Annotated in this window: 28 protein-coding genes; 16 read left to right on the top strand and 12 right to left on the bottom strand. The window is 68.1% G+C overall.

Annotated elements, in window-relative coordinates; genetic code table 11:
- Both ACQI46_RS25260 and ACQI46_RS25265 read left to right on the top strand, forming a co-directional pair.
- On the top strand, window positions 1-1,050 hold a 1,050-nt coding region (locus ACQI46_RS25260; RefSeq protein ID WP_427096795.1), incomplete at its 5' end, for an LCP family protein.
- Window positions 1,051-1,177: 127 nt separating this feature from the next.
- Complete coding sequence (locus ACQI46_RS25265) at window positions 1,178-1,723, top strand: ferritin (RefSeq protein ID WP_427096796.1); 546 nt, start codon at window positions 1,178-1,180, stop codon at window positions 1,721-1,723.
- Between the two features lie 27 nt (window positions 1,724-1,750).
- Here the strand turns inward: ACQI46_RS25265 and ACQI46_RS25270 are convergent, their stop codons facing one another.
- From ACQI46_RS25270 to ACQI46_RS25280, 3 genes are read right to left on the bottom strand one after another with little or no spacing between them, the layout of a single operon-like run.
- Window positions 1,751-2,572, bottom strand: a complete 822-nt coding sequence (locus tag ACQI46_RS25270) for a glycerophosphodiester phosphodiesterase (protein WP_427096797.1) — start codon at window positions 2,570-2,572, stop codon at window positions 1,751-1,753.
- A 4-nt stretch (window positions 2,573-2,576) separates the two neighbouring features.
- On the bottom strand, window positions 2,577-3,605 hold the full coding sequence (locus ACQI46_RS25275) for a DUF4328 domain-containing protein (RefSeq protein ID WP_427096798.1): 1,029 nt from the start codon (window positions 3,603-3,605) through the stop codon (window positions 2,577-2,579).
- Between the two features lie 38 nt (window positions 3,606-3,643).
- On the bottom strand, window positions 3,644-3,994 hold the full coding sequence (locus tag ACQI46_RS25280; protein ID WP_427096799.1) for a rhodanese-like domain-containing protein: 351 nt from the start codon (window positions 3,992-3,994) through the stop codon (window positions 3,644-3,646).
- Between the two features lie 392 nt (window positions 3,995-4,386).
- Between ACQI46_RS25280 and ACQI46_RS25285 the strand changes: the two genes are divergently transcribed.
- Window positions 4,387-4,542 (top strand): hypothetical protein, encoded by a 156-nt coding sequence (locus tag ACQI46_RS25285; RefSeq protein WP_427096800.1) that lies wholly within the window; start codon window positions 4,387-4,389, stop codon window positions 4,540-4,542.
- On the opposite strand, the gene ACQI46_RS25290 is transcribed toward ACQI46_RS25285, so the two are convergent.
- Window positions 4,529-4,903, bottom strand: coding sequence for a S26 family signal peptidase (locus tag ACQI46_RS25290; RefSeq protein ID WP_427096801.1), 375 nt, complete (start codon window positions 4,901-4,903; stop codon window positions 4,529-4,531). The two genes, ACQI46_RS25285 and ACQI46_RS25290, sit on opposite strands and share 14 nt — an antisense overlap.
- A gap of 22 nt (window positions 4,904-4,925) precedes the next feature.
- On the opposite strand from ACQI46_RS25290, the gene sodN reads away from it, so the two are divergent.
- From sodN to ACQI46_RS25310, 4 genes are all read left to right on the top strand, one after another.
- Window positions 4,926-5,348 (top strand): superoxide dismutase, Ni, encoded by a 423-nt coding sequence (gene sodN / locus ACQI46_RS25295; protein WP_427096802.1) that lies wholly within the window; start codon window positions 4,926-4,928, stop codon window positions 5,346-5,348.
- Between the two features lie 167 nt (window positions 5,349-5,515).
- Window positions 5,516-6,049, top strand: coding sequence for a peptidase (locus ACQI46_RS25300; RefSeq protein ID WP_427096803.1), 534 nt, complete (start codon window positions 5,516-5,518; stop codon window positions 6,047-6,049).
- A 250-nt stretch (window positions 6,050-6,299) separates the two neighbouring features.
- Entirely contained in the window at window positions 6,300-7,010 is a 711-nt protein-coding gene (locus ACQI46_RS25305) for a TMEM165/GDT1 family protein (RefSeq protein ID WP_427096804.1), read from the top strand.
- 420 nt (window positions 7,011-7,430) lie between these two features.
- The gene (locus tag ACQI46_RS25310; RefSeq protein ID WP_427096805.1) at window positions 7,431-7,826 is read left to right on the top strand and encodes a transcriptional regulator; all 396 of its coding nucleotides are present in this window, start codon (window positions 7,431-7,433) and stop codon (window positions 7,824-7,826) included.
- Between the two features lie 6 nt (window positions 7,827-7,832).
- Here the strand turns inward: ACQI46_RS25310 and ACQI46_RS25315 are convergent, their stop codons facing one another.
- Genes ACQI46_RS25315 through ACQI46_RS25325 form a run of 3 tightly spaced genes read right to left on the bottom strand, consistent with a single transcriptional unit; the run spans window position 7,833 to window position 10,339 of the window.
- Window positions 7,833-8,990 carry a hypothetical protein gene (locus tag ACQI46_RS25315; RefSeq protein ID WP_427096806.1) on the bottom strand — a complete coding sequence of 386 codons (1,158 nt, stop codon included), beginning with the start codon at window positions 8,988-8,990 and terminating at the stop codon, window positions 7,833-7,835.
- Window positions 8,987-9,478, bottom strand: a complete 492-nt coding sequence (locus ACQI46_RS25320; protein WP_427096807.1) for an ImmA/IrrE family metallo-endopeptidase — start codon at window positions 9,476-9,478, stop codon at window positions 8,987-8,989. Before ACQI46_RS25320 ends, ACQI46_RS25315 begins: the two co-directional genes overlap by 4 nt.
- Window positions 9,479-9,538: 60 nt before the next feature.
- On the bottom strand, window positions 9,539-10,339 hold the full coding sequence (locus ACQI46_RS25325; RefSeq protein ID WP_427096808.1) for a hypothetical protein: 801 nt from the start codon (window positions 10,337-10,339) through the stop codon (window positions 9,539-9,541).
- Between the two features lie 168 nt (window positions 10,340-10,507).
- Between ACQI46_RS25325 and ACQI46_RS25330 the strand changes: the two genes are divergently transcribed.
- The 5 genes from ACQI46_RS25330 (at window position 10,508) to rraA (ending at window position 13,629) form a co-directional block, all read left to right on the top strand.
- Window positions 10,508-11,161, top strand: coding sequence for a DUF6474 family protein (locus tag ACQI46_RS25330; RefSeq protein ID WP_427096809.1), 654 nt, complete (start codon window positions 10,508-10,510; stop codon window positions 11,159-11,161).
- A 5-nt stretch (window positions 11,162-11,166) separates the two neighbouring features.
- On the top strand, window positions 11,167-11,715 hold the full coding sequence (locus tag ACQI46_RS25335; RefSeq protein ID WP_427096810.1) for a copper resistance CopC family protein: 549 nt from the start codon (window positions 11,167-11,169) through the stop codon (window positions 11,713-11,715).
- Window positions 11,712-12,635, top strand: a complete 924-nt coding sequence (locus ACQI46_RS25340; protein ID WP_427096811.1) for a copper resistance D family protein — start codon at window positions 11,712-11,714, stop codon at window positions 12,633-12,635. Before ACQI46_RS25335 ends, ACQI46_RS25340 begins: the two co-directional genes overlap by 4 nt.
- 61 nt (window positions 12,636-12,696) lie before the next feature.
- Complete coding sequence (locus tag ACQI46_RS25345; protein WP_427096812.1) at window positions 12,697-13,140, top strand: hypothetical protein; 444 nt, start codon at window positions 12,697-12,699, stop codon at window positions 13,138-13,140.
- Window positions 13,141-13,152: 12 nt separating this feature from the next.
- Window positions 13,153-13,629, top strand: a complete 477-nt coding sequence (rraA, locus tag ACQI46_RS25350; protein WP_427096813.1) for a ribonuclease E activity regulator RraA — start codon at window positions 13,153-13,155, stop codon at window positions 13,627-13,629.
- Between the two features lie 25 nt (window positions 13,630-13,654).
- On the opposite strand, the gene ACQI46_RS25355 is transcribed toward rraA, so the two are convergent.
- On the bottom strand, window positions 13,655-15,130 hold the full coding sequence (locus ACQI46_RS25355; RefSeq protein WP_427096814.1) for a flavin-containing monooxygenase: 1,476 nt from the start codon (window positions 15,128-15,130) through the stop codon (window positions 13,655-13,657).
- Between the two features lie 76 nt (window positions 15,131-15,206).
- On the opposite strand from ACQI46_RS25355, the gene ACQI46_RS25360 reads away from it, so the two are divergent.
- From ACQI46_RS25360 to ACQI46_RS25370, 3 genes are read left to right on the top strand one after another with little or no spacing between them, the layout of a single operon-like run.
- The gene (locus ACQI46_RS25360) at window positions 15,207-15,848 is read left to right on the top strand and encodes a TetR/AcrR family transcriptional regulator (protein WP_427096815.1); all 642 of its coding nucleotides are present in this window, start codon (window positions 15,207-15,209) and stop codon (window positions 15,846-15,848) included.
- 24 nt (window positions 15,849-15,872) lie between these two features.
- Window positions 15,873-17,078, top strand: coding sequence for a DNA polymerase IV (gene dinB, locus ACQI46_RS25365; protein ID WP_427096816.1), 1,206 nt, complete (start codon window positions 15,873-15,875; stop codon window positions 17,076-17,078).
- Window positions 17,079-17,119: 41 nt separating this feature from the next.
- Complete coding sequence (locus ACQI46_RS25370) at window positions 17,120-17,923, top strand: TIGR03620 family F420-dependent LLM class oxidoreductase (protein WP_427096817.1); 804 nt, start codon at window positions 17,120-17,122, stop codon at window positions 17,921-17,923.
- On the opposite strand, the gene ACQI46_RS25375 is transcribed toward ACQI46_RS25370, so the two are convergent.
- Window positions 17,920-18,927 (bottom strand): PHP domain-containing protein, encoded by a 1,008-nt coding sequence (locus tag ACQI46_RS25375; RefSeq protein WP_427096818.1) that lies wholly within the window; start codon window positions 18,925-18,927, stop codon window positions 17,920-17,922. The genes ACQI46_RS25370 and ACQI46_RS25375 overlap by 4 nt on opposite strands.
- Before the next feature lie 56 nt (window positions 18,928-18,983).
- Window positions 18,984-19,553, bottom strand: coding sequence for a TIGR03086 family metal-binding protein (locus ACQI46_RS25380; RefSeq protein ID WP_427096829.1), 570 nt, complete (start codon window positions 19,551-19,553; stop codon window positions 18,984-18,986).
- Between the two features lie 51 nt (window positions 19,554-19,604).
- Between ACQI46_RS25380 and ACQI46_RS25385 the strand changes: the two genes are divergently transcribed.
- Window positions 19,605-20,492, top strand: a complete 888-nt coding sequence (locus ACQI46_RS25385; RefSeq protein WP_427096819.1) for an LLM class F420-dependent oxidoreductase — start codon at window positions 19,605-19,607, stop codon at window positions 20,490-20,492.
- Window positions 20,493-20,934: 442 nt separating this feature from the next.
- Here the strand turns inward: ACQI46_RS25385 and ACQI46_RS25390 are convergent, their stop codons facing one another.
- A complete protein-coding gene (locus ACQI46_RS25390; RefSeq protein WP_427096820.1) occupies window positions 20,935-22,401 on the bottom strand; it encodes a glutamate synthase subunit beta in 1,467 nt (488 codons plus the stop codon).
- Window positions 22,394-26,992 carry a glutamate synthase large subunit gene (gltB, locus tag ACQI46_RS25395; RefSeq protein ID WP_427096821.1) on the bottom strand — a complete coding sequence of 1,533 codons (4,599 nt, stop codon included), beginning with the start codon at window positions 26,990-26,992 and terminating at the stop codon, window positions 22,394-22,396. Before gltB ends, ACQI46_RS25390 begins: the two co-directional genes overlap by 8 nt.
- Window positions 26,993-26,994: the final 2 nt, after the last annotated feature.

The raw sequence follows: 26,994 nt of genomic DNA on the forward strand, positions 1-26,994 counted from the left end.
CCTCGTCCGCAACCGCCCCGCCGGCAGCCACCCAGACCGCAACCGCCCCGGCAGCAACCGCCCAGACCGCAACCCGCCGGACCGCAGCGCCGCCGACGTCGCCGCTGGCCGCACGTCATCCTTGCGATGCTGCTGGTGCTGGTCACCGCGACGGTCGCCGCCGCCGTGTGGATCGACCTGTCGCTGCAGCGGGTCACCGCGCTGACCGACTATCCCGGCCGGCCCGCGACGGGAGCCGGAACCACCTGGCTGCTGGTCGGGTCGGACAGCCGCAGCGACCTGACCCCCGAAGAGCAGGCCGCGCTGACGACCGGCGGTGACCTGGGCGCCAGCCGCACCGACACGATCCTGCTGGTCCACCTTCCCGGACTCGGGGCGTCGGTCCCGCCGACGGTGGTGTCGATCCCCCGCGACTCGTACGTCGAGATCCCGGGCTACGGCAGCGACAAGATCAACGCCGCGTTCTCCCTGGGCGGGGCCGCACTGCTGACCCAGACCGTCGAACAGGCCACCGGACTGCGCATCGACCGCTACGCCGAGATCGGCTTCGGCGGGTTCGCCCGCCTGGTCGACGCCGTCGGCGGGGTCACGATCTGTCCCGCCGAACCGATCAACGATCCGCTGGCCGGAATCGACCTGGCCGCCGGCTGCCAGCACGTCGACGGCGCCACCGCGCTGGGCTTCGTCCGCAGCCGCGCTACACCGCGCGCGGACCTCGACCGCATGGTCAATCAGCGCCGGTTCGTCTCGACGCTGGTGCAGCGGGCCGCCAGTCCCACGGTGTTCCTCAACCCGCTGCGCTGGTACCCGATGGTGCGTGCAGTCGCCGACACGCTCACCGTCGGCCAGGGCGAGCATGTCTGGAACCTGGCGCGACTGGCGTGGACACTGCGCGGCGACGTCACCACGGTCACCGTCCCGATCGGGGAGTTCAGCGTCAACGGGTCCGGCGCCATCGTGGTGTGGGACGAGCAAGCCGCCGCGGCGCTGTTCACGGCGTTGGCCCAGGACATCGAACTACCGCAATCGGTCCTCGACGCCGGCCCCTGACCAGTCAGCAAACGAATTACACGTGTTGTAGTACGCGTCACACAGGCAATCCTTAGTTAGGCGAACCTTCACTTATTTAGGCTCACCTTCGATGACAATGCCCTCTGACCTGCTCTATTTTGTAGACATGACCACGACAGACGCACTGGACACGAAGTTTCACAGCCTCCTGCAAGACCAGGTGCGCAGCGAACTCGGGGCGTCGCAGCAATACCTCGCGATCGCCGTGCATTTCGATGCCGCCGACCTGCCGCAATTGGCCAAGCTCTTCTACCGGCAGTCGGTCGAGGAACGCAACCACGCGATGATGCTCGTGCGCTACCTCGTCGACCGCGGCGTGCCCGTCGAGATCCCGGCGATCGACCCGGTCCGCAACGCGTTCGACACACCGCGCGACGCCTTCGGTCTGGCCCTGGAGCTCGAGCGCGCCGTCACCGACCAGTTCGGCCGCCTGGCTGCCACCGCCCGCGACGAGGGCGACTACCTGGGCGAGCAGTTCGTGCAGTGGTTCCTCAAGGAGCAGGTCGAGGAGGTCGCGTTGATGACGACCCTCGTCCGCGTCGCCGAACGTGCCGGCGCCGACCTGTTCGATCTCGAGACGTTCGTGGCTCGCGAGATCGACACACCATCGGCGGACCCGACGGCGCCGAAGGCCGCCGGCGGAGCGCTCTGATCTACGACTGATCGGCGCCGGTCGGGCTCAGTCCCGGCCGGCGCCGGTCAATCCGTCCTGCAGCCAGGCTTTCGTCCGGCCCGGGTGGTTCGTCGCGATCCAGCCGACCCCCAGGTCCCGGCAGTACTGCACATCCTCGTAGTGGTCGACGGTCCAGCAGTACAGCGCGCGGCCCTGCGCCGCGGCACGATCCACCAGTTCGGGATGCTCACGCAGCGTCGCGATCGACGGTCCCACCGCGGTGGCGCCGACGGTCGTGGCGGCGCTGCCGCCCAGATAGCGTGACGTCTCCCCCAACAGCACCGTCGGCAGCAGCGGCGCGGCGCGCCGGATCCGCCACACCGCGGCCGCCGAGAAGGACATCACCACCGCCCGCGACATATCCGCCGACAGCGGCGACGCAATGCCGTAGCGGTGCAGCAGCGCCAGTACCTTGCTCTCGACGAGCGCGCCGTAGCGGACGGGGTGTTTGGTTTCGATGAAGATCTTGACCGGACGATTCCAGTCGAGCACCAGCGAGACCAGATCGTCGAGGGTCAGCAGGCCCGTGTCGCCGTGGCTGCCGTCGGCGCGCCAACTCGGATGCCACGCCCCGTAATCCAACTCCCGCAATTCGTCCAGCGTCATCTCGCTGACCAGTCCGGTACCGGTGGAGGTGCGGTCCAGCCGCCGGTCGTGGACACACACCAGATGTCCGTCGCGGGTCAGACGCACATCGCATTCCACCCCGTCGGCTCCCTCTTCGAGAGCCCGCTCGTAGGCGGCGCGGGTGTGTTCGGGCAGATCCGCCGAGGCGCCGCGGTGGGCCACCACGAACGGGTGGCCGCCACCGGCCTGGGCAGAACTCATGGACCTATGCTGCCGGGTTCCGGTCTCGGGTCTCAACCGCCGCGCCGTCCTCCACTTCATCGGCGCTGTCCTGTTCGCGGTCGGGGACCGCGACGGGCACCCACCGCCTGGTGGGCCGCTCCACCGGCTGCCGTTCGAACCCGAGGAAGACCTGCAAGGCGAGCACCACCGTCGCGATGGCGAACAGATAAGCCACGATGGAGGTCACGGTGTTGTCGGCGATGCCCTGCGGGTCGGTGGTGAAGCTGGTGGCGATCGCGAAGATGGACACCGCCGTGCTGGCCACCCAGGCCAACGACCACAGCAGGATGGGCCCCCGCATCCACCGCTGTCGCGCTTCTGCGGCGGCGAGCTCGATCACGAACACCGGTGCCCACGCCAGGTTCACCACCGGGATCAGGCAACCCGCGCGCAACGACCACGGCGAGCGTGGATCCTGCTGCCCCAGATGGGCATAGGCGGCAGCCCGCCGCGCGATCAGCCAATTGGTCAGCACCACCGCGCAGGCCACGATCATGAACGCGGCGACCACACTGAGGGCGACTCCGCCCCACGTCGCCGCGGCCGCCACCCACGGGTTCAACAGCACGGTGCGATTGATGATCAGCAGGATGTAACGCACCAGGTGCGCGAACGCGGCGGCGCCGAGCACCGCCATGGTGGTGACGAGGGTCATGTGGACGACGGTGGCCGACGGTCCGGACCGTACCTGCTCCTGCGGGGTCGGGGCATCGAAGTGCTCGACCAGGCCCCACCGCGGAATGGTCGAATAGCGCGGCGTCGGCCCGAGGTCACGGCGCCTGCGACGCGGTGGCGGAGGGGCGCCCGGACGTACCGCGACCCACCGGAAGCCGGTGGGCAGCGACGGCGCCGGACGACCGGTCGCCCGAGAGGTTCCCTGGGGCGGTCCCCACCCGCTCGCCGGGGCGGATCCCGTCGGCGCCAGCAGGGTGCCGCGGCATCGCGGGCACCAGACCCGCTGCCGGTCGCGCACGTTCCACCGCGTCCCGCACTGGGAACACACTTGGATCATCGCACCAGGATAGAGCGGCGGCGCGACGCGGCGACCGCTCAAACCGTGCCCACAGCGCCGCTGTCGGTGACCACCGGGCGTCCGGCACCGGCCCAGGCCAGCATCCCGCCCGCGACGTTGATCGGTTCGAACCCGTGCTGCGCCAGGTACTGCGCCACGCGCTGGGAACGTCCACCGACGTGGCAGACCACGAACAACCGGGCGTCCCGGTCGATTTCGTCGAGTCGGGCGGGGATGTCGCCCATGGGGATGTGTCGGGCTCCCGGCGCGTGCCCACGGCGCCATTCGTCGTCCTCGCGCACGTCGAGAAGCACGACCGAGGCATCGAATGTGGTCGGCACGTCGCCGATCTGTGCCTGCGGAACACCTGCGTCATCTGGCCCGTTCATGCGCCCCATGCTGGCACGGCGGCGTGGTCCAGACCACATTCGGCGGTCAGCAATTACGACCCGGGCCCGGATCTATCCACAGTTTCCACAGGTTCATCCACAGGCAGATGCCGCTGATCAAATCCACCACCGCCGGTCACAGGCGTCGCGCGGGTGACGCACTGTGGATAACGACAAACCGACGGGGTCAGTGTTTGCACAGCCCTCCAAAGAGCTGAGCGAAATCGCTCGCTAGGCTAAGCAATCAGTGGCCCGTGGTCCCGGCGTTTCCCAGATTTTCGGTCAGCGAACAATTGGGGTTATGATCGGCGTCACACAGGTCCTCTGTGATAGATCTCACTGAATCTCAGTAACCGGGGGAGGCAGGCAAGCGTGCAGGTGAGGAGCTTCTGATGTCGTCATCGACGGGTTCGGGATCCGCATTCCCGCCATCGGAGTGGCAGTCCTCCTCGCGCGCCTACACCCGCAGTCAGCTGATGGCGCTTCTGCGGGCCGGCGTGATCGCCCTGGTCCTGCTGGCCGTTTTGGCCCTGATCATCCTCTTCTGAACCCGCCCGGTCCGACCAGCACCACCCGGGATCCCCGGACCGCCAGCACCACTCGATAGCTGCCGGCCACGGGCACCGGTCCGAAGCGACGCGAGTCCGTCACCCCCGGCGCCGACGAATTGTCCGACCTCGCCTCGAACATCGCCCCGGCTGCCGTCTCTCGCACGTCGCCGACGCGCTTGACCAGATACATCGAGCTCCCCCGCGGGTCCGGGAAGACGCGCACCTGCCCCGGCTTCGCGACGCCGCACCGCACTGCCAGCAACCCGTCCCCCGGTTGCAGCGCCGGCAGCATCGAGTGCTCGACGACGACGAATCGACGGACCGGCCAGCATGATCGGAGCCCATGGTGCCACCGCACGACCAAAGGGTAAGTTAGGGACATGCTGCATCGACTGTTCAACAACGCGACCCCCGCCCACGCACACTGCGACTTGTTCTGCGGTGTCTACGATCCCGCGCAGGCCAAGATCGAGGCGCTGTCCTGCTTGAAGACGATCCAGAAGTATCACGACTCCGACGACGAGCACTTCAAGACGCGCGCCATCATCATCAAGGAACGCCAGGCCGGCGAGGTCAAGCATCACCTCACCGTGCTGTGGGCCGACTTCTTCACTCCGGAGCACTTCGAGCAGTTCCCGAACCTGCATCAGCTGTTCTGGGAGGGCGTCAAGGGCGCCGGTGACATCAAGAAGTCGCTCGACCCCGCGGTCGCCGAGAATGTCATCAAGATCATCGACCAGATCGCCGACATCTTCTGGCAGACCGACAAGGGCAAGCAGATGGGCGTCTACCCCCCGTCCTGAGGTCCACACCCTCTTCGTCGAACCCGGCTCGGTCTTGCGACCGAGCCGGGTTTGTTTGCATTAGCACTCAAATCCTCTTGCGTGCCAGCAGGGATCTACCGCATTCTGAGCCGATCGACCCATAGTCGTGTCGGGCATTTGGCGCACCAGGATGCCGGGAGGCGAAAGTGGATTTCGGGTCCAGTCGGGCGATCGGGATCGCCCCGTTCCATTCTCGTGGGTCCCTGAAGGGGTTCGTGGTCTCCGGACGTTGGCCGGACTCCACCAAGGAGTGGGCACAACTGTTGATGGTTGCGGTGCGCATCGCTTCCCTGCCCGGATTGCTTTCCACGACAACGATATTCGGCGCACGCGAGGAGCTGCCTGACGATCCCGAGCCGGGCACCGTCGGGCTGGTGGTCGCCGAAGGGCCGGTGGTCGGCGAATCCGCTGTGGCCCCGGGTCATTTCGCCCAGTGCCAGCCGCCGGCGCTGCTGATGCTGCACCCGCCGTCGGAGACGACACCGTCACTGCCCGAGTGCAACGGCGCGGCATCCGGATGCGTACTCCTGCCGGGCTTGCCGCACCTGGGCCTGGAACATCGTGCGGCGTGGGTGGAAGCCGAGGCCGACGGCACGGTGACGTCGATGGTCAGTCGCGTGGGAGTGGACCCGATCAGTCATCCCGACACCGCGGTCCTCGCGATGTTGCTTGCCGCATAAGGGCTTTCGAATCGCTTGATTCGGGCTCCTGAACAGGTATTTCGGCGACCCGAAATCACGCCGCGCACTGGCGATCTCACGCGACAGTGGTTAGGGTCGGTTGAGTAAGCGAAGGGGAGTAGCCCCCAATCGTCGAGTCGACATACTGGCGCAAGCCCGGCCGGCGAACCACCCACCGTGGTGGGCGAGACCTTCGACCGAAGCCTGACAGGACCGCTTCTCCTGTCGGCGGAGTGTCGAAAGGTCGTGCATGCTCTCTGCCATTCTCGTCAGCCTCGCGGTCGTCTTCGTCGCCGAGCTCGGCGACAAATCGCAACTGATCACCATGACGTACTCGCTGCGTCACCGGTGGTGGGTGGTGCTGTCCGGGGTCGCCGTGGCCGCGATGCTCGTCCACGGACTTTCGGTGACGATCGGTCACTTTCTGGGCATGACGCTGCCGGAGCGCCCCATCGCATTCGCCGCCGCGATCGCCTTCCTGCTCTTCGCGGCCTGGACCTGGCGGGAAGGCCGCGAGGACGACGACGACGAACCGCGGGTCATCGAGCCGCGCTTCGTCGTCTTCGCGATCATCTCGTCATTCGTCCTGGCAGAACTCGGCGACAAGACCATGCTGGCGACCGTCGCGCTGGCCAGCGACCGGCCCTGGTTCGGCGTCTGGATCGGGGCCACCCTGGGCATGGTGGCCGCCGACGGCGTCGCGATCGCGGTCGGCGCGCTGCTCCACAGGCGGCTGCCCGACCGGTTCCTGCACGGCATGGCCAGCGTGTTGTTCCTGATCTTCGGGCTCTATCTGCTGTTCGACTCCGCTCTCGGACTGCCCCGTGTCGCGATCGGTGTCACGGCCGCGACCGCCGCCCTCGCGGCCGCTGTGGGTGTCCTCACATGGCTGCGACACCGTCGAAGTTCGTCACCGACGCAAAGCGATTCCGACACCTGTCGGTCCGCCACTGGCTACTGACAGTTTTGCTGCCTGCGCGTTTCCCGTTCCCGTCGCGAGTTTGCCGCCCGACATGGCGTGAAGCCTGGTCAGAGGCGTGTCGGCGGCCAGTTGGAGCTGGCCTCTCAGCAAATTCTAAGGCGGCTGTTTGCCTCGTTATGCGGGATTGCCGGGTCCCGACTCGGCCCCTGGTCGGGCCGACCGCGAGCAACTGCCGCAACGCCAGTCACAACGGACCCGTTATTATTTGCCTAGCTGCACCTCGCATCGAGCGTCTGAGGTGCATTCGGCGACGTCGTTGACACCACAGCGGCGTCCAGCTGCGGATACCGGAGGAACATTTCCACCGTTTGCACTTGGTTGTCGACCTAACAGTCGCTACCATAATCAGCAAATACGCCGCCCTTGATACCCGCTCGCCTTTTTGTGGAGGTCAACCCGATGAGCAACACGTTTGCCGCTCGCTTGAATCGCTTGTTCGACACCGTCTACCCGCCAGGACGTGGCCCGCATACGTCTGCCGAGGTGATCGCCGCGCTCAAGGCCGAGGGCGTCACCATGTCTGCGCCGTACCTCTCGCAGCTGCGTTCCGGCAACCGGACCAATCCGTCGATGGCGACGATGGCCGCGCTTGCCAACTTCTTCCGCATCAAACCGGCGTATTTCACCGACGACGAGTACTACGAGAAGCTCGACAAGGAGCTGACGCTGCTCGCGGGCATGCGTGACGAAGGCGTGCGCCGGATTGCCGCACGCACCGTCGGACTGTCCCCGGAAGCCAAGCAGGACCTCGTGGAGAAGGTCGACGAGCTGCGTCGACGCGAAAATCTCGATTAGCTCGGATCAGCTCGGCTGCGACAAGGGCGAACGTGACGCCCTCGGCGTTCCGCGCTTGTCGTCGCTACGGTCGAGCTTGCGGTATTGACGGGCGATCTCCAGGATCCATTCACGGTCCGAGTAGTTGGGCGGCTGACGTAACCATCCGAGCCCTGGGAACCCCCGGTGCTCCGGGTCATCGCGACCCTCATGAATCCACGCGGCGATCGCCGCGGCCTGCTCACTCGCCGGCACGCCGGGCTCCTCGTCCCGCGAATCGCCGTCGTCGGAGGAAGATCCCAGCCGGCGCGCACCTTCAGCAGCGGTGGCCTCGAGATACAGCGCGTCGGAGATCAACGACATCCGCTCGGCCACCCGGAAGACCAGCGGGCCGCGCGGACGCACACCGATCCCGACGTCGGGGTGCCGGCGCCCCAGCTCGTCGAGCAGGGGCTGGATGATCCGCAGTTCCCGCCGCGCGCCGAACCAATCCTCGAGGCTGGGCAGCAGCGCTCCGGCGGCGACGGTCAGCATGGCGATGCTCAACAGTGTCGCGCCGGCACCGACACCCACCGGTCCCGAGGTGCCGACCGCGCGCATCAGGAAGAACGCCAGCGCCAGCGCGATCAGCACGATGCCGATGGTGAAGACGAACAGCGCACGACCCCGCCGCGTCCGGTTGGAGTGGCGCAGCCCGGCCCACACCACCAGGCTCAACGCGAGCAGCACGTAGAGCAGCGGCAGCAGCCACGACCACGACATGCCCTCGCCGCCGAGGGTGAGCCGCAGGTATTCCTGCGGTGCCATCTCCTCTTGTCGGCCGTCCGCCAGGAAAACCGCCATGCTCGCGGCCGCGACGACCGCCGCGACGCCGTACTGGGCCACCGCGATCCTGCGGGCGACCCCGGGACTGCGGACCGACGACACGCTGGTGATCATCACGCAGCTGCCGGCCGCGCAACCGATCAGTGCAATCTGGGTGAAGCCCATCGAGATGTTGGGCCAACCGAGCGCAGTATCGATGAACAGCGTCAACGGCTGCCAGTTCAGCGCCGCGACCGCACCCAGGCTGCCCAGCGCGACGATCATTGCCGTACTCACCAGGGACTGCTTGTTGACCAGAGCCCACCCGATGCGCAGTCCGGTGGCCAGCCCGAGAAGCCCGGCGATGATCCAGACGATCAACCAAACGCCTCTCCGAGGCGTACCTGCACGATCGAGGACCGGTCGGACGGCAGCCGTCCCAGCCGGTAGATGAGCAGCGCCGCGAAGTCCTCGGCCTCCTGCTCCTGGTCCTCGCCGGCAGGTCCCATGCAACCGGTGCGCTGATTGAGCATGTAGCCGATCAGGTCGGAGGTCGCCAGCTCGGTGTTCTCCCGCGCGGCTTGCACCACCGGGATGCCTTCGTGTCCGAGTACCAGGTGCCCGAGCTCGTGGGCCAGGGTGCGATCCCAGGCCGGGAGGCCTTCCTGGATGAGGAAGACGTCGCGGTCGGAGTACTGCCGCCACTGTCCGCACACTCCGGCCGGCAGTTCGGCGGTGGTGAGCTCGATGGGACGGCCCCGGTCGTTGCTGACCGCCTCCACCAGTCGTGGCAACGTGATCTCGCCCTGCCGGGGGGCCAGGTTCAGCACCTCACTGACCGCGCGGGTCACGCGCCGGCTAGCAGGCATCGACCCCCCTTTCTCGGTCCAACTATGCGCCCCCCTGGTGCTCTGGGTAGGCGATTTCGGTCAGTTCATCGGTCCGGTGACAGGTCGGACGGCGACCGCCCGCGCCGCCTTGGCCTGGCGATATCCGACCAGTCCTCCCGCGCCGGTCAACACCAGTATTCCCGCCACACCGGGCAGTGCCACCGCAGCGATCTGCGGTAATCCTGCACTGCGCAGGTAGTCGGGGTAGCCGACGCGGTGGGACGTCGCCGACGCCGGGGCATTGCTCACCGCCGCCGGAGGTTCGGGCGCGCGTCCGGCACGCGGAGGCGGGGCGGCCGGCCGTGCCGGCGGCGCCTCCGGACGTGGCGCTGCGCCCGCGGACCCGCCCGGGCGGGGAGCGACGACCCCGGGGACCACCGGCAGCACGGGCACCGCGATGGGCGCGCCGACCGGCGCGCTCACCGGGAGGCTGACGCCGGGCACGACGTCCACGATGTCGGGCACTGCCGGGTCGCCCAGCTGTGGCGGAACACGCGGCGGTGCCTGCGGCGGTTCAAAGGTCCAGCCCGGCAGGACGGTGTTCGGCCAGCCGCCGTCAGACGAGGATTCCAGGTCGTCGTGGCCACGGTCGGGAAGTCCGATCCCGCAGTCGGGCTCGCGCCGGTGGCAGCGGGGGCGCGGCTCGTCGCGCTGGTGTCCGGGGACGCGTGCGGCATGCCGGCGCTCGCTCAAGGAATCTCTGACCTCGTCACCGGGAGCGGGTCGCGGGTCGGCACCGGCGGTGCCGACGCCGGTCATGGCGAGCAACGCGAGAAGGATCGCCGCACCGAAGCGTGCTCGCGAACCCACGACGTCACCGACCTTCCGAGGGGAAGCCATTCATCCAGATGTGTGTCGTCGATTCTCGCACGCCTGGTTTGCTGAGGGAAGCTCGTCGGGGGCCGTCGAGGGGACAGGCGTCCCGGTTGCGCGGCGAACGATAATGTTGGCTGCGTCTCCCGCCGACTCACGCGGAGACGTCGACGAAACGACCGGGAGGCTGCAGGGATGGGTCTTTTCAAACGCAAGTCCCGCGCTACCCGCAAGGCCGAGGCTCGTGCCATCAAAGCCAAGGCCAAGCTCGAGGCGCGCTTGTCGGCCAAGAACGAGGTTCGCCGGTTCAAGGCCGAGCAGAAGGCGCAGTCCCGGGCTCTGGCCGCACAGTTGAAGGCGCAGCGGAACAGCGACCGCACCGCCCTGCGCGTCGCCGAGACCCAGCTCAAGGCCGCACGTGAAGGCGGGTTGCTCTCGCCGAGCCGGATCCGCCGCGTGTTGACGGTGACGCGGCTGCTGGCCCCGGTCGCGGTGCCGCTGGTGTACCGGGCGTCGATCGCCGCGCGCGGCCTGGTCGACGAACGCCGCGCCGACCGTCTGGGCGTTCCGCTGAGCCAGTTGGGCCAGTTCTCCGGGCACGGCGCGGGATTGTCGGCGCGTATCGCCGGGGCGGAGCAGTCCGTCCGGCTGCTCAGCGACAAGAAGCCCAAGGACGCCGAGACGCGGCAGTTCGTCTCGGCGATGACCGACCGGCTCGGCGAGCTGGCCGCGGCGGTCGCGGCCGCCGAGAACATGCCGTCGGCGCGCCGCCGGGCCGCCCACGCGGCGATCTCCGAGCAGCTCGACGGAATCGACGCCGACCTGATGGCGCGTCTCGGGGTGGCCTGATCGATGTGAGCGCGGTGAGGTTCCTGCTCGGCGGACTGCTTGCCGCCGTCCTGCTGATCGGTGCCGGTGTCCAGGCGGGCAGTGTGTGGGCCCACGCGACGTTGATCGCGGCCGACCCCGCTGCCGACAGCGAGGTGGCGGTCGCGCCCACCCGGGTCAGCGCGACGTTCAACGAAGAGATGCAGGCGCAGTTCGCGGCCATGACGGTCGTCGGGCCCGACGGACAGCAGTGGGCTGACGGTGACCCCGTCGTCGACGGCGCGGTGATCAGCGTCGGCGTCCGGGCGGGTGCTCCTGCCGGCGAGTTCACGGTCAACTACCGCGCCACCTCGGCCGACGGGCACGTGGTGAGCGGCTCGTGGTCGTTCCGCGCGGCGGGCACCGCCATCGCGCCGGCACCGGAGACGTCGGTGCCGGAGGGCCGGGAGCCGGCGGTCGAACCTGTGACCGGTGACGGCACCGATGGCGGCGGGATGCCGGTGTGGCCGTTCGTCGCCGGGGCGGTGGTGCTGGTCGCGCTGGGCGCAGTGTGGGCGGTTCGGCGCCGCCGGTGACCCGAGGTCGCGCGGTGGTCGGCGCGACGGCGCTCACCGCGGTGACCTGTGTCCTGGTGTGGGCGCTGGCGTATCCGGTGGTCCCGTTGTGGGCGACGGTGGTGCGCGCGGTCGCCGACGGCGCCGCGGTGGTGACGCTGGGATTGGCCGTTGTCCCCTGGCTGGACACCGACCGTCACCGCGCCGAGTTGCGTCATCGTGCGGCGGCGCCGCTGGTGATGGTCTCGGCGGTGTGGTTGACCGCCGAGTTGATGCGCGCGGTGCTGAGCGCCGCTGAGGCCGCGGGCGCGCAGGCGTGGACGGTCGGGTGGCGCACCGCCTGGGAGTTCGCGGTGTCGACGGCCGCGGGTCGCGCCGCTTTGTTGACCCTCGCGGCTGCGGCGCTGGTGATCGTCGTGGCGGTGCTGGTTCCGCCGAGCCCGCCCGCCGGCGTGGTCACCCTCGGCGCGGCAGCCGTCGGTCTGGTCGGGCACCCGCTGACCGGGCATCTGGCCCACGATCCGGTGGGCAGCCTGGCTGTGCTCGTCCACGTGCTGGCCGCCGCGCTGTGGTGTGGCGGGTTGGCGGCGGTGGTGTCGACGGTCGAGCATCGGGGCCGGTGGTCGCGGGTGCTGCCGCGGTTCTCGCAGATGTCGCTGTGGTGTGTGGTGGCGTTGCTGGTCGGCGGCAGCGTTGCTGCGGTTGTCCAGTTGGGTTCGGCCGCAGCGCTTTTCACCACCGGCTACGGGCGGATCCTGACTGCCAAGCTGGTGTGCACCGTCGTGCTGGCGGTATTGGCGTGGCGGCACCGCACCGTGTGGGTGCCGGCCGCACGCGGGCACCGCAGTCCCGCGCAGCTGTCGCGGCGACGGGCGTACGGGGAGCTGTCGGTGATGTGGGTGGCCGTCGCGGCGGCTGCGGCATTGGCCGTCGCGGGGTGAGCCGAAGAGCCTGGCATGATGGGGACCACTGCCGGGTGCAGACACTCAAAGGAGCAAAGACATGGCAGAGCAGCCGGATCGGCCCGAGGAACGGCCTGACGCCGCGACCCCGCAGCCCGACCCGCCCGCCGCGCCGGTGAAGAAGACCCCGGCCAAGAAGACTCCGGCGAAGAAGGCCCCCGCCAAGAAGGCTGCCGCGGCGAAAAAGGCACCGGCGAAAAAGGCACCGGCCAAGAAGGCGCCCGCGAAGAAGGCACCGGCGAAGAAAGCCCCCGCCGAGAAGGCTCCGGCTGAGGACGCGGTGACGTCGGCGGCCAAGGAAGCTGCCGCTCAGGCCAAATCGGCCGTGGCCACGGCCAGCAATGTGGCTTCGGCTCCGGTGGTCGCGCCGGATGACGCGGCGTCGTCGCGGGTTCCGATGACGGCGGCCGCGGTGACCGGGCTGGTCGCCCTGCTGGTGGCGCTGTTGGTGGCCCGCCGCGTCGGCAACCGCGCCGGGGACTGAGATACTGGCGCGGTGACCGTGCAACCGCGCCCCACCGCAGACCTCGTCGACGACATCGGCCCCGACGTCCGCAGCTGCGATTTGCAGCTTCGCCAATACGGCGGACGCGCGGAGTTCGCCGGCCGCATCACCACGGTGCGGTGCTTTCAGGACAACGCCCTGCTCAAGTCGGTGCTGTCCGAGCCCGGAGACGGCGGCGTGCTGGTCATCGACGGTGCCGGTTCCTTGCACACCGCGCTGGTCGGGGATGTCATCGCCGAACTGGCGCGGTCCAACGGCTGGTCAGGACTGATCGTCCACGGCGCGGTTCGCGATGCGGCCACCTTGCGCACGCTCGACATCGGTATCAAGGCGCTGGGCACCAATCCGCGCAAGAGCACCAAGACCGGTCAGGGCGACCGCGACGTGACCGTCGAGTTCGGCGGCGTGGTGTTCAATCCGGGCGAGATCGCCCACAGCGACGACGACGGGATTGTCGTCACGTCCTGATCAGGCACGTCGTCGGAGACGACAGTCAGGCAGAATTGGCCACCGGCGCACGCGTTTTGGTGAACTCCAGCGCCTGGTCGTCGACCTTGCCGCGTCGGATCACCTGGATGTCCACCAGGTAGTTCTGCTTCAGGCGCCACGGCGCTTTGGAGCCGGATTTCGGCAGCCGGTCGAGTGCTCGCTGGATGTAACCCGACGTGAGGTCCACGAACGGCAGTCGCTCGACGTCGGAGCCCGGTTCGCGCGGGACGACGGTGGTGTAGCCGTGGGTGTCCATGTACTTCAGCAACCGGCCGACGAACTCCGAGGTCAGGTCGGCCTTGAGGGTCCACGATGCGTTGGTGTAGCCGAAGGTGAAGGCCATGTTCGGGATGCCGGAGAGCATCATGCCTTTGTAGGCCACCGAGTCGGCCAGGTCGACGGGGGCACCGTTGCGCATCACATCGGCACCGCCGAAGAACTGGACGTTCAATCCTGTTGCGGTGACGATGATGTCGGCTTCGATGACCTGGCCGGACTGCAGCCGGATACCCTCGGCGGTGAACCGGTCGATCTTGTCGGTGACGACGTCGGCCTTGCCTTTGCGGATGGTCTTGAACAGATCGCCGTTGGGCGCCAAGCAGACTCGCTGATCCCAGGGCTTGTAGTCCGGGGCGAAGTGGCGGTCGTAGTCGAAGCCCTCGGGTAGGCGGCGTTCGGCCATGGTGCGCAACGCCTTTCGGAAGACGTCGGGGAACATGCGCGCGGTCTGGTACTGCGCGGTGGCCTGCAGGATCGCCTTCCAGCGCGTCGCGGCGTAGGCCACTTTCTCGGGCAGCAGCTTGTAGGCGCGCGCAGCGAAGGGATCCTTGTCGGGCAGCGCCCCGACGTAGGTCGGGGTGCGCTGCAACATCGTGACGTGACCCGCGCCGGATTCGACCAGGGCGGGGATCAGCGTGATCGCGGTGGCACCGCTGCCGATCACGACGATCTTCTTACCCTGATAGTCCAGGTCCTCAGGCCAGTGCTGCGGGTGGATCACGGTGCCGGCGAAGTTCTCGAGGTCGGGGAACTCCGGCGAGTAGCCCTCGTCGTAGTTGTAGTAGCCGCTGCACGCCCACAGGAAGCCGGTGTGGATTTCGATCTGCTCACCGTCGCGTTCGACCGTGAGCTCCCAGCGCTGGTGCTCGTCGGACCAGTTGGCGGCCAAGACCTTGTGGCCGAAGCGCATGTGCTTGTCGATGCCGTTCTCGGTGGCGGCCTCGTTGAGGTAGTTCCAGATCGAGGGGCCGTCGGCGATCGCCTGGTCGGTGGCCCACGGCTTGAAGTGGAAGCCCAGGGTGTACATGTCCGAGTCGGACCGGATGCCCGGGTACTTGAACAGGTCCCAGGTACCGCCGAGCTGCTCGCGGCGCTCGAGGATCACGTAGTTCTTGTCCGGGCAGGCCTGCTGCAGATGCCAGGCGGCACTGATGCCGGAGATCCCGGCTCCCACGATGACGACGTCGACGTACTCGGTCATGGCGCCAAGTTATCAACGCGATGTCGATGTAGTCAACACCGTGTTGAGAAAGTCGACATGATGTAAAGTCGCCGTCGTGACGATCACCAGGAACGGCCGGCCTGCACGCGGCCGCCGCACCACGCGCCCGTCGGGAGACGATCGCGAGCTGTCCATCCTGGCGACCGCCGAACGCCTCCTCGAGCAGCGCCCCCTGGCCGAGATCTCGGTCGACGACCTGGCCAAAGGCGCCGGCATCTCGCGGCCGACGTTCTACTTCTACTTCGCCTCCAAGGACGCGGTGCTGCTCACGCTGCTCGAGCGCGTCATCGCCGAGGCCGACGCCGCCCTCGACGCGCTGAAGCGGAACCCGCCCAAGGAGCGCAACGAGTTCTGGCGCGCAGGCATCGCGGTGTTCTACTCCACCTTCCGCGCGCACCGCGCGCTGGTCGGCCCGGCCGCCGCGGCCCGCTACACCAACACCGAGGTCCGCGACCTGTGGTCGGCGTTCATGCAGCGCTCCATCGACCACACGACGGGTGTCATCGTCACCTTGCGCGAGCGCGGCGAACTGCCCGACAACATGCCCGCCGACGAGCTGTCGACATCGTTGAACCTGCTCAACGAAGCCGTGATGACGGCGTCGTTCGCCGGTCAGCAACCCGCGGTGCCCGACGAGCGCGTGCTGGACAACCTCGTCCACATCTGGATGAACGCGGTCTACGGCGACACGCCCTGAGTTGTCGGCCCGGGATGCGAACATATGTTCGTGTCTTGTGACGCGACGATCCTCCACGCCGATCTCGACTCCTTCTACGCCTCCGTCGAGCAGCGCGACGATCCGTCGCTGCGTAGTCGTCCCGTGATCGTCGGCGGCGGAGTGGTCCTGGCGGCCAGCTACGAGGCCAAGGCGTTCGGGGTGCGCACCGCGATGGGCGGTCGGCAGGCGCGTGCGCTGTGTCCGCAGGCCATCGTCGTCCCGCCCCGCATGTCTGCGTACTCGAAGGCCAGCGCCGCGGTGTTCGAGGTTTTCGCCGACACCACTCCCCTGGTCGAACCGCTGTCGGTGGACGAAGCGTTTCTCGACGTCAGCGGCCTGCGCCGGGTGGCCGGTACGCCCGTGCAGATCGGTGCGCGGTTGCGTGAGCAGGTGCGCGATCGCGTGGGTCTGCCGATCACCGTCGGCATCGCCCGCACCAAGTTCCTGGCCAAGGTCGCCAGTCAGCAGGCGAAGCCGGACGGGCTGCTGCTGGTTCCTCCGGACCGCGAATTGGCGTTCCTGCATCCACTGCCGGTGCGGGCGCTGTGGGGTGTCGGCGCCAAGACCGCCGACAAGCTGCGGGTGCACGGCATCGAGACCGTGGCCGACGTCGCCGAGTTGACCGAGGCGACCTTGGCATCGTTGGTCGGCGGCGCGATGGGTCGCCAGGTCTATGCGTTGGCGCACAACATCGACCGGCGCCGCGTCGTCACCGGACACCACCGACGATCGGTCGGGGCGCAGCGCGCGCTCGGCCGCACGGGCAACACGATGTCGGCCGCCGAACTCGACGCCGTCGTGGTCAACCTCGTCGACCGGATCACCCGCCGCATGCGCGCCGCGGGCCGCTCCGGACGCACGGTGGTGCTGCGGATGCGCTTCGACGACTACGGGCGGGCGACCCGTTCCCACACCATGGCGCGGGCCACCGCGTCCACCGACGCCATCCTCACTGCGGCCCGGCAACTGGTGGCTGCCGCGCAACCACTGATCGCCGAGCGCGGGCTGACGCTGGTGGGCTTCGCGGTCGGCAACATCGACCGCGACGGGGCCGCGCAACTCGAGTTGCCGTTCGGCGCGACCACCGACACCACGAGTGTCGACGCGACCGTCGACGCGATCCGCGGCCGCTACGGCAATGCCGCACTGACCCGCGGAGTGTTGGTGGGGCGCGATCCCGGATTGGAGATGCCGATGCTGCCGGACTGAAGCCTTGACCTGAACCGAAGTTCAGGTCGTACGGTCCAGGCATGTCTCGAACACAGCTTGGCCGGTACGGATTCTCGCTCGACGTAGACGACGACGGAACGCATCTCCGAACCGCACAGACGTTGCAGGAGTTGGGATTCGGCACGTTGTGGATCAACGGCGGGCAGTTGGACCGCCTCGATCGACTGACCGATGTGTTGAAGATGACGACCACCGCCCACGTCGGGTCCGCGATCATTCCGCCGGACAGATACCCCGCAGCCGAGGTACTCGACTTGTTCCGTCGCGCCGAGGTCGGTGCGCCGGGACGGCTGGTCATCGGCTTGGGCACGTCACACCAGCCGAAACCACTGACGCGGCTGGGCCATTACCTCGACGAGCTTTGCGATGTACCGGCCGACCGAATGTTGCTGGCTGCCATGGGGAGCCACGCACTGGAGCTGGCACGGGATCGGTTCGCCGGGACGTTGCCGATGCTGTTCACCGAAGAGCACACCGCCTGGGCGCGCCGGATCATCGGAGCGGACCGGACCTTGGCAGTGGGTCTGTACGCCGTGCTCAACGAGGACCCCACCGCAGCGCGGGCCATCGCACGCGAACCGCTGACGTTCCTCACCACCATGCCTGCGTACCGGAATTCCCTTCAGCGGCAGGGCTTTTCCGCTGTCGAGATCGACAGTCTCAGCGATCACCTCGTCGACACGCTGGTGGCCTGGGGCAGCCCGCGGCGCATCCTCGACCACGCGGCCAGGCTGCACGCCGCCGGAGCCGATCACGTCCGGTTCACGGTGCTCGGCGCCGACGCGCTCGGCGCGGCGCGGATGCTGGCCGCCGAGTCCGACTAACCCGCGCGGGTCCAGGCCAGCAGCTCCTCGGCGGGCCAGGTGTTGACGATCCGCTCGGCGGGCAAGCCGGCGTCGAGGGCGCGCTGGGCGCCGTAACCCAGGAAGTCGAGCTGGCCGGGTGCGTGCGAGTCGGTGTCGATGGAGAACACGCAGCCGATGTCGCGGGCCAGGTGCAGCAGCCGTGTCGGCGGGTCGCGGCGCTCGGGGCGCGAGTTGATCTCCACCGCGGTGCCGCTGTCGCGGCAGGCGGTGAACACCTTCTCGGCGTCGAACTTCGACTCCGGGCGCATGCCGCGCCCACCGGTGACCAGCCGGCCCGTGCAGTGGCCGAGCACGTCGGTGTGCGGATTGGTCACGGCTTTGATCATGCGGCGGGTCATCGCGGACTCGTCCATGGCGAGCTTCGAGTGCACGCTGGCGACCACCACATCGAGACGTTCGAGCAGTTCGGGCTCCTGGTCCAGGGAACCGTCTTCGAGGATGTCGACCTCGATGCCGGTGAGGATGCGCATCGGTGCGACCGTCTCGCGGATCTCGTCGATGACGTCGAGCTGCTCGCGCAGACGTTCCGGGGACAGTCCGTTGGCGATCTTGAGCCGGGGCGAGTGGTCGGTGAGCGCGCAGTATTCGTGGCCGAGATCGCGGGCGGCCAGCATCATCTCTTCGATCGGCGCGGACCCGTCGGACCAGTTGGAATGCACGTGCAGATCACCGCGCAGCGCGGCGCGCAGCTCGCCGCCGCCGAGATCCTGCGCGGACTCGCGCAACTCGACCAACACGTCGGGTTCCTGACCCGCCCACGCCTGGGCGATCACCTTCGCGGTCTTGGGCCCGATCTTGGGAAGCGTCTGCCAGCTGTTGGCCGCTCCGTGGCGGTCGCGCTGCTCGTCGGTCAACGCCGCGACGACGTCGGCGGCGTTGCGGTAAGCCATCACCCGGCGCGGATCCTCACGCGCCCGATCCTTGTAGTAGGCGATCTGACGCAGCGCGGTCACCGGGTCCATGCCTTCCAGTGTGCCGGTATCCGGGCGCGGAGAACTCGTGTGTAAGACCAGCGGTATCAGCCGGCAGACCACGAAGGGTCCCGGCCGGTCAGCCCCAGCACCCGGTCGAGCAGCGGCGCGTCGTCGGGCACCGGGACCGGGGCCGCGAACAATCCTTCGACGGGCTCCTCGGCGAACGCCGACACGTGCGGCAGCAGCACCTGCAACACCCGGTCGTCGACGGTGTAGGGCAAGCCTGCGGCGACGGCGACATCCCAGCCGTGCACGACCACCTCGCTGAGCGCGATCGTGCCACCGAGTTCGGCGGGGAAGTCGACGCCTCCGGCGCGTGAGAACCCCTCCCAGGCGGTCGGCTGCCGCCACGCCTCGGCCAGTGCGGCCAGCCGCGTCGGGTACAGTTCCCGCCAACCGTCGTCGAGTTCCTCCTCCAGCTGCGGCGGCGTGTCGGTCAGTGGCCCGAACTCCTTGCGTGCGGCCGCGGTGAACGCCGGTGCCAGACGGCCGAGGTGGGCGATCAGCGCAGCGAGATCCATGTCGGAACACGGCGTCGCGGCCCGCAATTGGTGATCACCCACCTGCCCGAGCAGCGTGGCGGTACGGGCGCAGGCTTGCGTCAGATCGATCATGTCGTACAGACCGGCGCGCGCCGACGAACTCATCGGCCTACAGTCGGGGCGGTGAGATTCGCGTTCAAGACGTCGCCGCAGAACACCACGTGGAACGACATGCTCGCCGTGTGGCAGGCCGCCGACGACATCGACGCCTTCGAGTCCGGCTGGACCTTCGACCACTTCTATCCGATCTTCTCCGATCCGACGGGACCGTGCCTGGAGGGCTGGGTGACCTTGACGGCGCTCGCGCAGGCCACCCGTCGGCTGAGGGTCGGGGTGCTCGTGACCGGCATCCACTACCGTCATCCGGCGGTGCTGGCCAACATGGCCTCCGCGCTCGACATCGTCTCGAACGGCCGGCTGGAACTCGGGATCGGCGCCGGCTGGAACGAAGAGGAGTCCGGGGCGTACGGCATCGAGTTGGGCTCGATCAAAGAGCGGTTCGACCGTTTCGAGGAGGCCTGCCAGGTGCTCAAGAGCCTGCTCTCCGCAGAGACCACCACGTTCGACGGCCGGTTCTATCAGCTCAAGGACGCCCGTAACGAACCGAAGGGGCCGCAGCAGCCGCATCCGCCCATCTGCATCGGGGGCAGCGGCGAGAAGCGAACGCTGCGGATCACCGCGCAGTACGCCGATCACTGGAACTTCGTCGGCGGAACCGTGGAGGAGTTCATCCGGAAACGCGAGGTGCTGGCCGGCCACTGCGCGGACGTGGGGCGCGACCCGGCCGACATCATGATCTCCGCGCACGTGCGGTTGAATGCCGACCTCGACACGGCCCGGGCGATCGACGAAGCCGCGGCACTCGGCGCGGAGGGACTGGACCTCGCGATCATCTATCTGCCGCCGCCGCACACACCCGCGGTGCTGGAGCCTCTGGCCGAAGCGATCCGAGACTCGGGTCTGCTGACCAGCGCGAACCAGCCGCGAACTCGTACGGTCACGAATCCATAACGGTTGGGCAAACATGCCGCCGCGTGCGGCAGAAAGGGCTCGCTCGTTTGCTGCGACGTTCGCTATACGCCGTAGCGCATCAACTCGTCAGCGGTGATCAATCGCTCCGCCTTGGCCGGGAACTCGCGGCTCTTGACCGGGTGTCGAAGCAATGACCAGGCCATTCGCCCCACACGCGTCCGAGTTATCGGGTTGACATACACGGCGTTCACCCCTGCGGTCTACCGAATTGCTGAACCGTGGAGCCACCTTACCGCAGCCCCCTTGGCAAGTCATTACACCCCGTGGCGCTGGCAAACAAGCCCCGCCACGCCGTGAGATGTGGCACAAGTTTCTGAAGTGACTTGTGAGACAGGAGTGACTGCCGTAGGCGCGAAGGTGCACTCAGCGTCGCACCGGGCTCGCCGGCACTACCGCGGGTGCACCTTCGCGGGTGGACGTCCTACCGCTGAGGGACCGCCGTGGGCTTGATCGGCGCAGGCAGCGCGGAACTGCCCATCAGGTACCGGTCGACGGCAGCCGCGGCGGCGCGGCCCTCGGCGATGGCCCAGACGATCAGCGACTGGCCGCGCCCCATGTCGCCCGCGACGTAGACGCCCGGCACCGAGGTGGCGAAGGCGTCGTTGCGTCCGACGTTGCCACGCTCGTTGATCTCGACCTTGAGGTCGTCGAGCAGTCCTGCGCGCTCCGGCCCGGTGAAGCCCATCGCCAGCAGAACCAGGTCGGCCTCCATCTCGAAGTCCGTGCCTTCGACCTTCTCGAACTTGCCGGCGTTCATCACCACTTCATGGCCGCGCAGGCCCGTGACATGTCCGTTCTCGCCCAAGAACTCCTCGGTGTTGACCGAGTACACCCGCTCGCCGCCCTCCTCGTGTGCGGAGGTGACGCGGTACATCAGCGGATAGGTCGGCCACGGAGTGGAGTCCGCGCGGGTCTCCGGGGGCCGCGGCATGATCTCGAACTGGTGGACGCTGACCGCGCCTTGCCGGTGCGCGGTGCCCAGGCAGTCCGCACCGGTGTCGCCGCCGCCGATGATGATGACCTTCTTGCCCTTGGCGGTGATCGGCGGCTGGCCGTCCTCGTCCAGTACCGGATCGCCGAACTGCACGCGGTTGGCCCACGGCAGGTACTCCATCGCCTGGTGGATGCCGTCGAGCTCACGGCCCGGGATCGGCAGATCACGGCGGGCGGTCGCGCCGCCGGCGAGCACCACGGCGTCGAAGTCGGCGCGCAGTTGCGCGGCGGTGATGTCGACACCGACGTTGACGCCGGTGCGGAACTCAGTGCCCTCGGCGCGCATCTGCTCGAGCCGACGGTCGATGTGGCGCTTCTCCATCTTGAACTCGGGGATGCCGTAGCGCAGCAGCCCTCCGATGCGGTCGTCGCGCTCGAACACCGTCACCTGATGACCGGCACGGGTCAGCTGCTGGGCAGCGGCCAGGCCGGCCGGGCCGGAGCCCACGACCGCGACGGTCTTGCCGGTGGGACGGTCCGGCGGCAGCGGCACCACCCAGCCCTGGTCGAAGGCGTTGTCGATGATCTCGACCTCGACCTGCTTGATGGTGACCGGGTCCTGGTTGATTCCCAGGACACAGGAGCCTTCACACGGCGCCGGGCACAACCGCCCGGTGAATTCCGGGAAGTTGTTGGTGGCGTGCAGGCGCTCGATCGCGTCGCGCCACCGGTCGGTCCGCACCAGGTCGTTCCACTCCGGAATCAAGTTACCCAACGGACAACCGTTGTGGCAAAAGGGAATTCCGCAGTCCATGCAGCGGCTGGCCTGGACCTTGAGGGTATCGAGGGAGAAGTCCTCGTAGACCTCTTTCCAGTCACGCAGACGCAGGTCGACCGGACGCCGCGGCGGCGTCTCGCGCTTGGTGTGCTTCAGGAAACCACGTGGATCAGGCATTGGCCGCCGCCATGATCGCCTCGGACATCTCGTCGGAGTTCACGCCACGCGCCTCGGCCGCGGCGATGGCTTCCAGCACCCGCCGGTAGTCGCGCGGCATGACCTTCTTGAAGTGCGCCAATTCGCTGTTCCATCCTGCCAGGATCCGTTGACCCACCGCGGAATCGGTGGCGTCGACGTGAGCCTGGATCATGTCGTGGACGAACACGGAGTCCTCGGACTCCGGGCCACCCATGTCTTCGATGTCGACCATCTCGGCGTTGAGATTCTGAGCCAGCACGTCGTCGGGGTCGTACACGTAGCCGATCCCGCCGGACATGCCTGCGGCGAAGTTGCGGCCGGTGGGTCCGAGAATGACGACGCGCCCGCCGGTCATGTACTCGCACCCGTGGTCGCCGACACCCTCGACGACGGCGTGGGCGCCGGAGTTTCGCACGGCGAACCGTTCGCCGACCTGGCCGCGCAGGAACATCTGTCCGCCGGTGGCGCCGAACAGGATCACGTTGCCGGCGATGATGTTGTTCTCCGCGGCGTAGTCGGTCGGCGCGTTGTCCGGTGGCCGCACCACGATGCGCCCGCCCGAAAGACCCTTGCCGACATAGTCATTGGCGTCGCCGTAGACCCGCATCGTGACACCCTTGGGCAGGAACGCGCCGAAGCTGTTGCCGGCCGAACCGTCGAACGTGATGTCGATGGTGCCGTCCGGCAGGCCCTGTCCCCCATGGGCTTTGGTGACCTCGTGGCCCAGCATGGTGCCGACGGTGCGGTTGACGTTGGCGATCGTGGTGGAGAATCGAACGGGCGTACCGTGATCGAGCGCCTCGCGGCACTGCACGATCAGCTGTTGGTCGAGCGCCTTGTCCAGCCCGTGGTCCTGCCGCGAGCTGCAGTACAGGTCCTGGTTCATGAACGCCGACTCCGGCGCATGCAGCACCGGGCTCAGGTCCAGCTTGTGGGCCTTCCAGTGCTCGGCGGCCTGTTTGGTGTCGAGCGCGTCGACCTGGCCCACCATCTCGTTGACGGTCCGGAACCCCAACTGAGCCATCAGTTCCCGGACCTCTTCTGCGATGAACATGAAGAAGTTCTCGACGAACTCGGGCTTGCCGGCGAAACGCTGGCGCAGCACCGGGTTCTGAGTGGCCACACCCACCGGGCAGGTGTCGAGGTGGCAGACGCGCATCATGATGCACCCGGACACCACCAGCGGCGCGGTCGCGAAACCGAACTCCTCGGCGCCCAACAACGCGGCGACGACGACGTCGCGGCCGGTCTTGAGCTGCCCGTCGACCTGGACCACGATGCGGTCGCGCAGACCATTGAGCAGCAGCGTCTGCTGTGTCTCGGCCAAGCCCAGTTCCCACGGAGCACCGGCGTGCTTGAGGGAGGTCAGAGGTGAGGCGCCGGTACCCCCGTCGTGACCGGAGATCAGCACCACGTCGGCGTGCGCCTTCGACACGCCGGCAGCCACCGTCCCGACGCCGTTCTCGCTGACCAGCTTGACGTGCACGCGGGCCTGCGGGTTGGCGTTCTTCAGGTCGTGGATCAGCTGCGCGAGATCCTCGATCGAGTAGATGTCGTGGTGCGGCGGCGGCGAGATCAGGCCGACACCCGGGGTGGAGTGGCGCACTTCGGCCACCCACGGGTACACCTTGTGGCCCGGGAGCTGGCCGCCCTCACCGGGTTTGGCGCCCTGGGCCATCTTGATCTGGATGTCGGTGCAGTTGCTCAGGTAGTGGCTGGTGACCCCGAAGCGGCCGGACGCCACCTGCTTGATCGCGCTGCGCCGCCAGTCGCCGTTCTCGTCGGGTTCGAACCGGGAGACGGCTTCGCCGCCCTCTCCGGAGTTGGAGCGTCCGCCGAGGCGGTTCATCGCGATCGCCAGTGTCTCGTGGGCTTCGGCGGAGATCGAGCCGTAACTCATTGCGCCCGTGGAGAACCGCTTGACGATCTCGCTGGCCGGCTCGACCTCTTCGATCGGCACCGGGGGACGCGCGCCGTCCCGGAACTTCAGCAGACCACGCAGCGACGCGATGCGTTCGCTCTGATCGTCGACCAGCTTGGTGTACTCCTTGAAGATCGAGTACTGCCCGGTGCGGGTCGAGTGCTGCAGCTTGAACACCGTGTCCGGGTTGAACAGGTGGTACTCGCCTTCGCGGCGCCACTGGTACTCGCCGCCGACCTCGAGCTCGCGGTGCGCCCGCTCGTCCGGGCGGTCCAGGAAAGCCAGCGCGTGCCGCGCTGCGACGTCGTTGGCGATGTCGTCGAGGTCGATGCCGCCGACCGGACAGGACAGCCCGGTGAAGTATTCGTCGAGCACCTGCTGGCTGATGCCGATGGCCTGGAACAGCTGAGCACCGGTGTAGGACGCCAGCGTGGAGATGCCCATCTTCGACATCACCTTCAGCACGCCCTTGCCGGCGGCCTTGACGTAGTTGGCCTTGGCTTCATCGCTGCTGATGCCGGTGATCACGCCGCGTTCGATCATGTCCTCGATGGACTCGAACGCCATGTACGGATTGACGGCCGCCGCACCGAAACCGCACAGCGCGGCCATGTGGTGCACCTCGCGGGCGTCGCCGGCTTCGACGACGAGCCCGATCTGGGTGCGGGTGCGCTCACGCACCAGGTGGTGGTGTACCGCCGAGACGCTCAGCAGCGACGGGATGGGCGCCAGCTGTTCGTTGGACTCGCGGTCGGAGAGCACGATGATGCGCGCGCCTTCGCGGATGGCTGCCGAGACCTTGGCGCGCACGTTGTCGAGTGCTTCCTTGAGTCCCTGGCCACCGCGGTTCACCGGGTACAGGCAGCGGATCACCGCAGCACGCATGCCGTGCTTGTGGCCGCGGACCTCGTGGTCGGGATCGACACAGATCAGCTTCGACAGCTCGGCGTTGCGCAGGATCGGCTGCGACAGCACGATCTGTCGGCAGGACTCCGGGCCGGGGTTGAGCAGGTCGCCCTCGGGCCCGACCGCGCCCTGCAGGCTGGTGACCACCTCTTCACGGATCGCGTCCAGCGGCGGGTTGGTGACCTGGGCGAACAGCTGCTGGAAGTAGTCGTAGAGCATCCGCGGCCGCGCCGAGAGCACGGCGATCGGAGTGTCGGTGCCCATCGAGCCCAGCGCTTCGGCGCCGGTGCGCGCCATCGGCGCGACCAGCAGGTTCAGTTCCTCGTAGGTGTAACCGAAGATCTGCTGACGCAGCACCACCCGGTGGTGCGGCATCCGCACATAGTCGCCGGGCGGCAGCTCGTCGAGCTTGAACAGCCCGGCGTCGAGCCACTCCTGGTACGGGTGCTCGGCAGCGAGCTGGGCCTTGATCTCCTCGTCGTCGACGATGCGGCCCTGCGCGGTGTCGACCAGGAACATCCGGCCGGGCTGCAGGCGCATCTTCTTGACCACGGTGGACGGGTCGAGGTCCAGCACGCCGGCCTCGGACGCCATGACCACCAGACCGTCGTTCGTCACCCAGATGCGCGACGGGCGCAGGCCGTTGCGGTCCAGGACCGCGCCGATCACGGTGCCGTCGGTGAAGCACACCGACGCCGGACCGTCCCACGGCTCCATCAGCGAGTCGTGGAACTCGTAGAAGGCCCGCCGGGCCGGGTCCATCGACTCGTGGCGTTCCCAGGCCTCCGGGATCATCATCAGCATCGCGTGCGGCAGACTGCGGCCACCGAGGTGCAGGAGTTCGAGGACTTCGTCGAAGCGCGCTGTGTCCGACGCGCCCGGCGTGCAGATCGGGGTGACCTTGTCGAGGTCCTGGCCGCCGAACAGGTCGGTCTTGATCAGGGCCTCGCGGGCGCGCATCCAGTTCTCGTTGCCGGTGACGGTGTTGATCTCACCGTTGTGCGCGACCCGGCGGAACGGATGGGCCAGCGGCCAGGACGGGAACGTGTTGGTGGAGAAGCGCGAGTGCACGATGCCCAGCGCGCTGGTGAGCCGCTCGTCTTGCAGATCCAGGTAGAACGCCCGCAGCTGCGGGGTGGTGAGCATGCCCTTGTAGACGAACGTCCGCCCGGAAAGACTTGGGAAGTAGACGGTTTCCCGCCCCGGTCCGTCCTGCCCCGGTCCCTTGGTGCCGAGTTCGTGTTCGGCGCGCTTGCGCACCACGAAGGCGCGACGCTCGAGGTCCATGTCCGAGGCGCCGCCCAGGAAGAGTTGCCGGAACGTCGGCATCGCATCGCGGGCCAGCGCACCCAGCGACGTGTCGTCGGTGGGCACGTCGCGCCAGCCCAGGACCTGCAGTCCTTCGGCCTCGGCGATCTTTTCGACCTGCTCGCAGGCGGTCGCGGCGTCCTTGGCCGACTGCGGGAGGAAGGCGATGCCGGTGGCGTAGCTGCCCGGTTCGGGCAGCTCGAAGTCGACGACGGCCCGGAAGAACTCGTCGGGGACCTGCAGCATGATGCCCGCGCCGTCGCCGGTGTTGGGCTCGGCTCCCTGCGCGCCGCGGTGTTCGAGATTGAGCAGCGCGGTGATCGCCTTTTCGACGATGTCGCGGCTGCGACGCCCGTGCATATCGGCCACCATCGCCACGCCGCACGAGTCATGCTCGAACGCGGGGTTGTAGAGCCCTTGCTTCCTGGGCGCCATTC

Origin of the sequence: Mycobacterium sp. SMC-4, assembly GCF_050205565.1 — a bacterium.
Lineage (GTDB): Bacteria > Actinomycetota > Actinomycetes > Mycobacteriales > Mycobacteriaceae > Mycobacterium.

Excerpts from the sequence above, each read along its gene's own strand:
- ACQI46_RS25265 (WP_427096796.1), top strand. The coding sequence starts at position 1,178 with ATGACCACGACAGACGCACTGGACACGAAGTTTCACAGCCTCCTGCAA.
- ACQI46_RS25270 (WP_427096797.1), bottom strand. The coding sequence starts at position 2,572 with ATGAGTTCTGCCCAGGCCGGTGGCGGCCACCCGTTCGTGGTGGCCCAC.
- ACQI46_RS25275 (WP_427096798.1), bottom strand. The coding sequence starts at position 3,605 with ATGATCCAAGTGTGTTCCCAGTGCGGGACGCGGTGGAACGTGCGCGAC.
- ACQI46_RS25280 (WP_427096799.1), bottom strand. The coding sequence starts at position 3,994 with ATGAACGGGCCAGATGACGCAGGTGTTCCGCAGGCACAGATCGGCGAC.
- ACQI46_RS25285 (WP_427096800.1), top strand. The coding sequence starts at position 4,387 with ATGTCGTCATCGACGGGTTCGGGATCCGCATTCCCGCCATCGGAGTGG.
- sodN (WP_427096802.1), top strand. The coding sequence starts at position 4,926 with ATGCTGCATCGACTGTTCAACAACGCGACCCCCGCCCACGCACACTGC.
- ACQI46_RS25305 (WP_427096804.1), top strand. The coding sequence starts at position 6,300 with ATGCTCTCTGCCATTCTCGTCAGCCTCGCGGTCGTCTTCGTCGCCGAG.
- ACQI46_RS25310 (WP_427096805.1), top strand. The coding sequence starts at position 7,431 with ATGAGCAACACGTTTGCCGCTCGCTTGAATCGCTTGTTCGACACCGTC.
- ACQI46_RS25320 (WP_427096807.1), bottom strand. The coding sequence starts at position 9,478 with ATGCCTGCTAGCCGGCGCGTGACCCGCGCGGTCAGTGAGGTGCTGAAC.
- ACQI46_RS25325 (WP_427096808.1), bottom strand. The coding sequence starts at position 10,339 with ATGGCTTCCCCTCGGAAGGTCGGTGACGTCGTGGGTTCGCGAGCACGC.
- ACQI46_RS25330 (WP_427096809.1), top strand. The coding sequence starts at position 10,508 with ATGGGTCTTTTCAAACGCAAGTCCCGCGCTACCCGCAAGGCCGAGGCT.
- ACQI46_RS25345 (WP_427096812.1), top strand. The coding sequence starts at position 12,697 with ATGGCAGAGCAGCCGGATCGGCCCGAGGAACGGCCTGACGCCGCGACC.
- ACQI46_RS25355 (WP_427096814.1), bottom strand. The coding sequence starts at position 15,130 with ATGACCGAGTACGTCGACGTCGTCATCGTGGGAGCCGGGATCTCCGGC.
- dinB (WP_427096816.1), top strand. The coding sequence starts at position 15,873 with ATGTTCGTGTCTTGTGACGCGACGATCCTCCACGCCGATCTCGACTCC.
- ACQI46_RS25370 (WP_427096817.1), top strand. The coding sequence starts at position 17,120 with ATGTCTCGAACACAGCTTGGCCGGTACGGATTCTCGCTCGACGTAGAC.
- ACQI46_RS25375 (WP_427096818.1), bottom strand. The coding sequence starts at position 18,927 with ATGGACCCGGTGACCGCGCTGCGTCAGATCGCCTACTACAAGGATCGG.
- ACQI46_RS25380 (WP_427096829.1), bottom strand. The coding sequence starts at position 19,553 with ATGATCGATCTGACGCAAGCCTGCGCCCGTACCGCCACGCTGCTCGGG.
- ACQI46_RS25390 (WP_427096820.1), bottom strand. The coding sequence starts at position 22,401 with ATGCCTGATCCACGTGGTTTCCTGAAGCACACCAAGCGCGAGACGCCG.
- gltB (WP_427096821.1), bottom strand. The coding sequence starts at position 26,992 with ATGGCGCCCAGGAAGCAAGGGCTCTACAACCCCGCGTTCGAGCATGAC.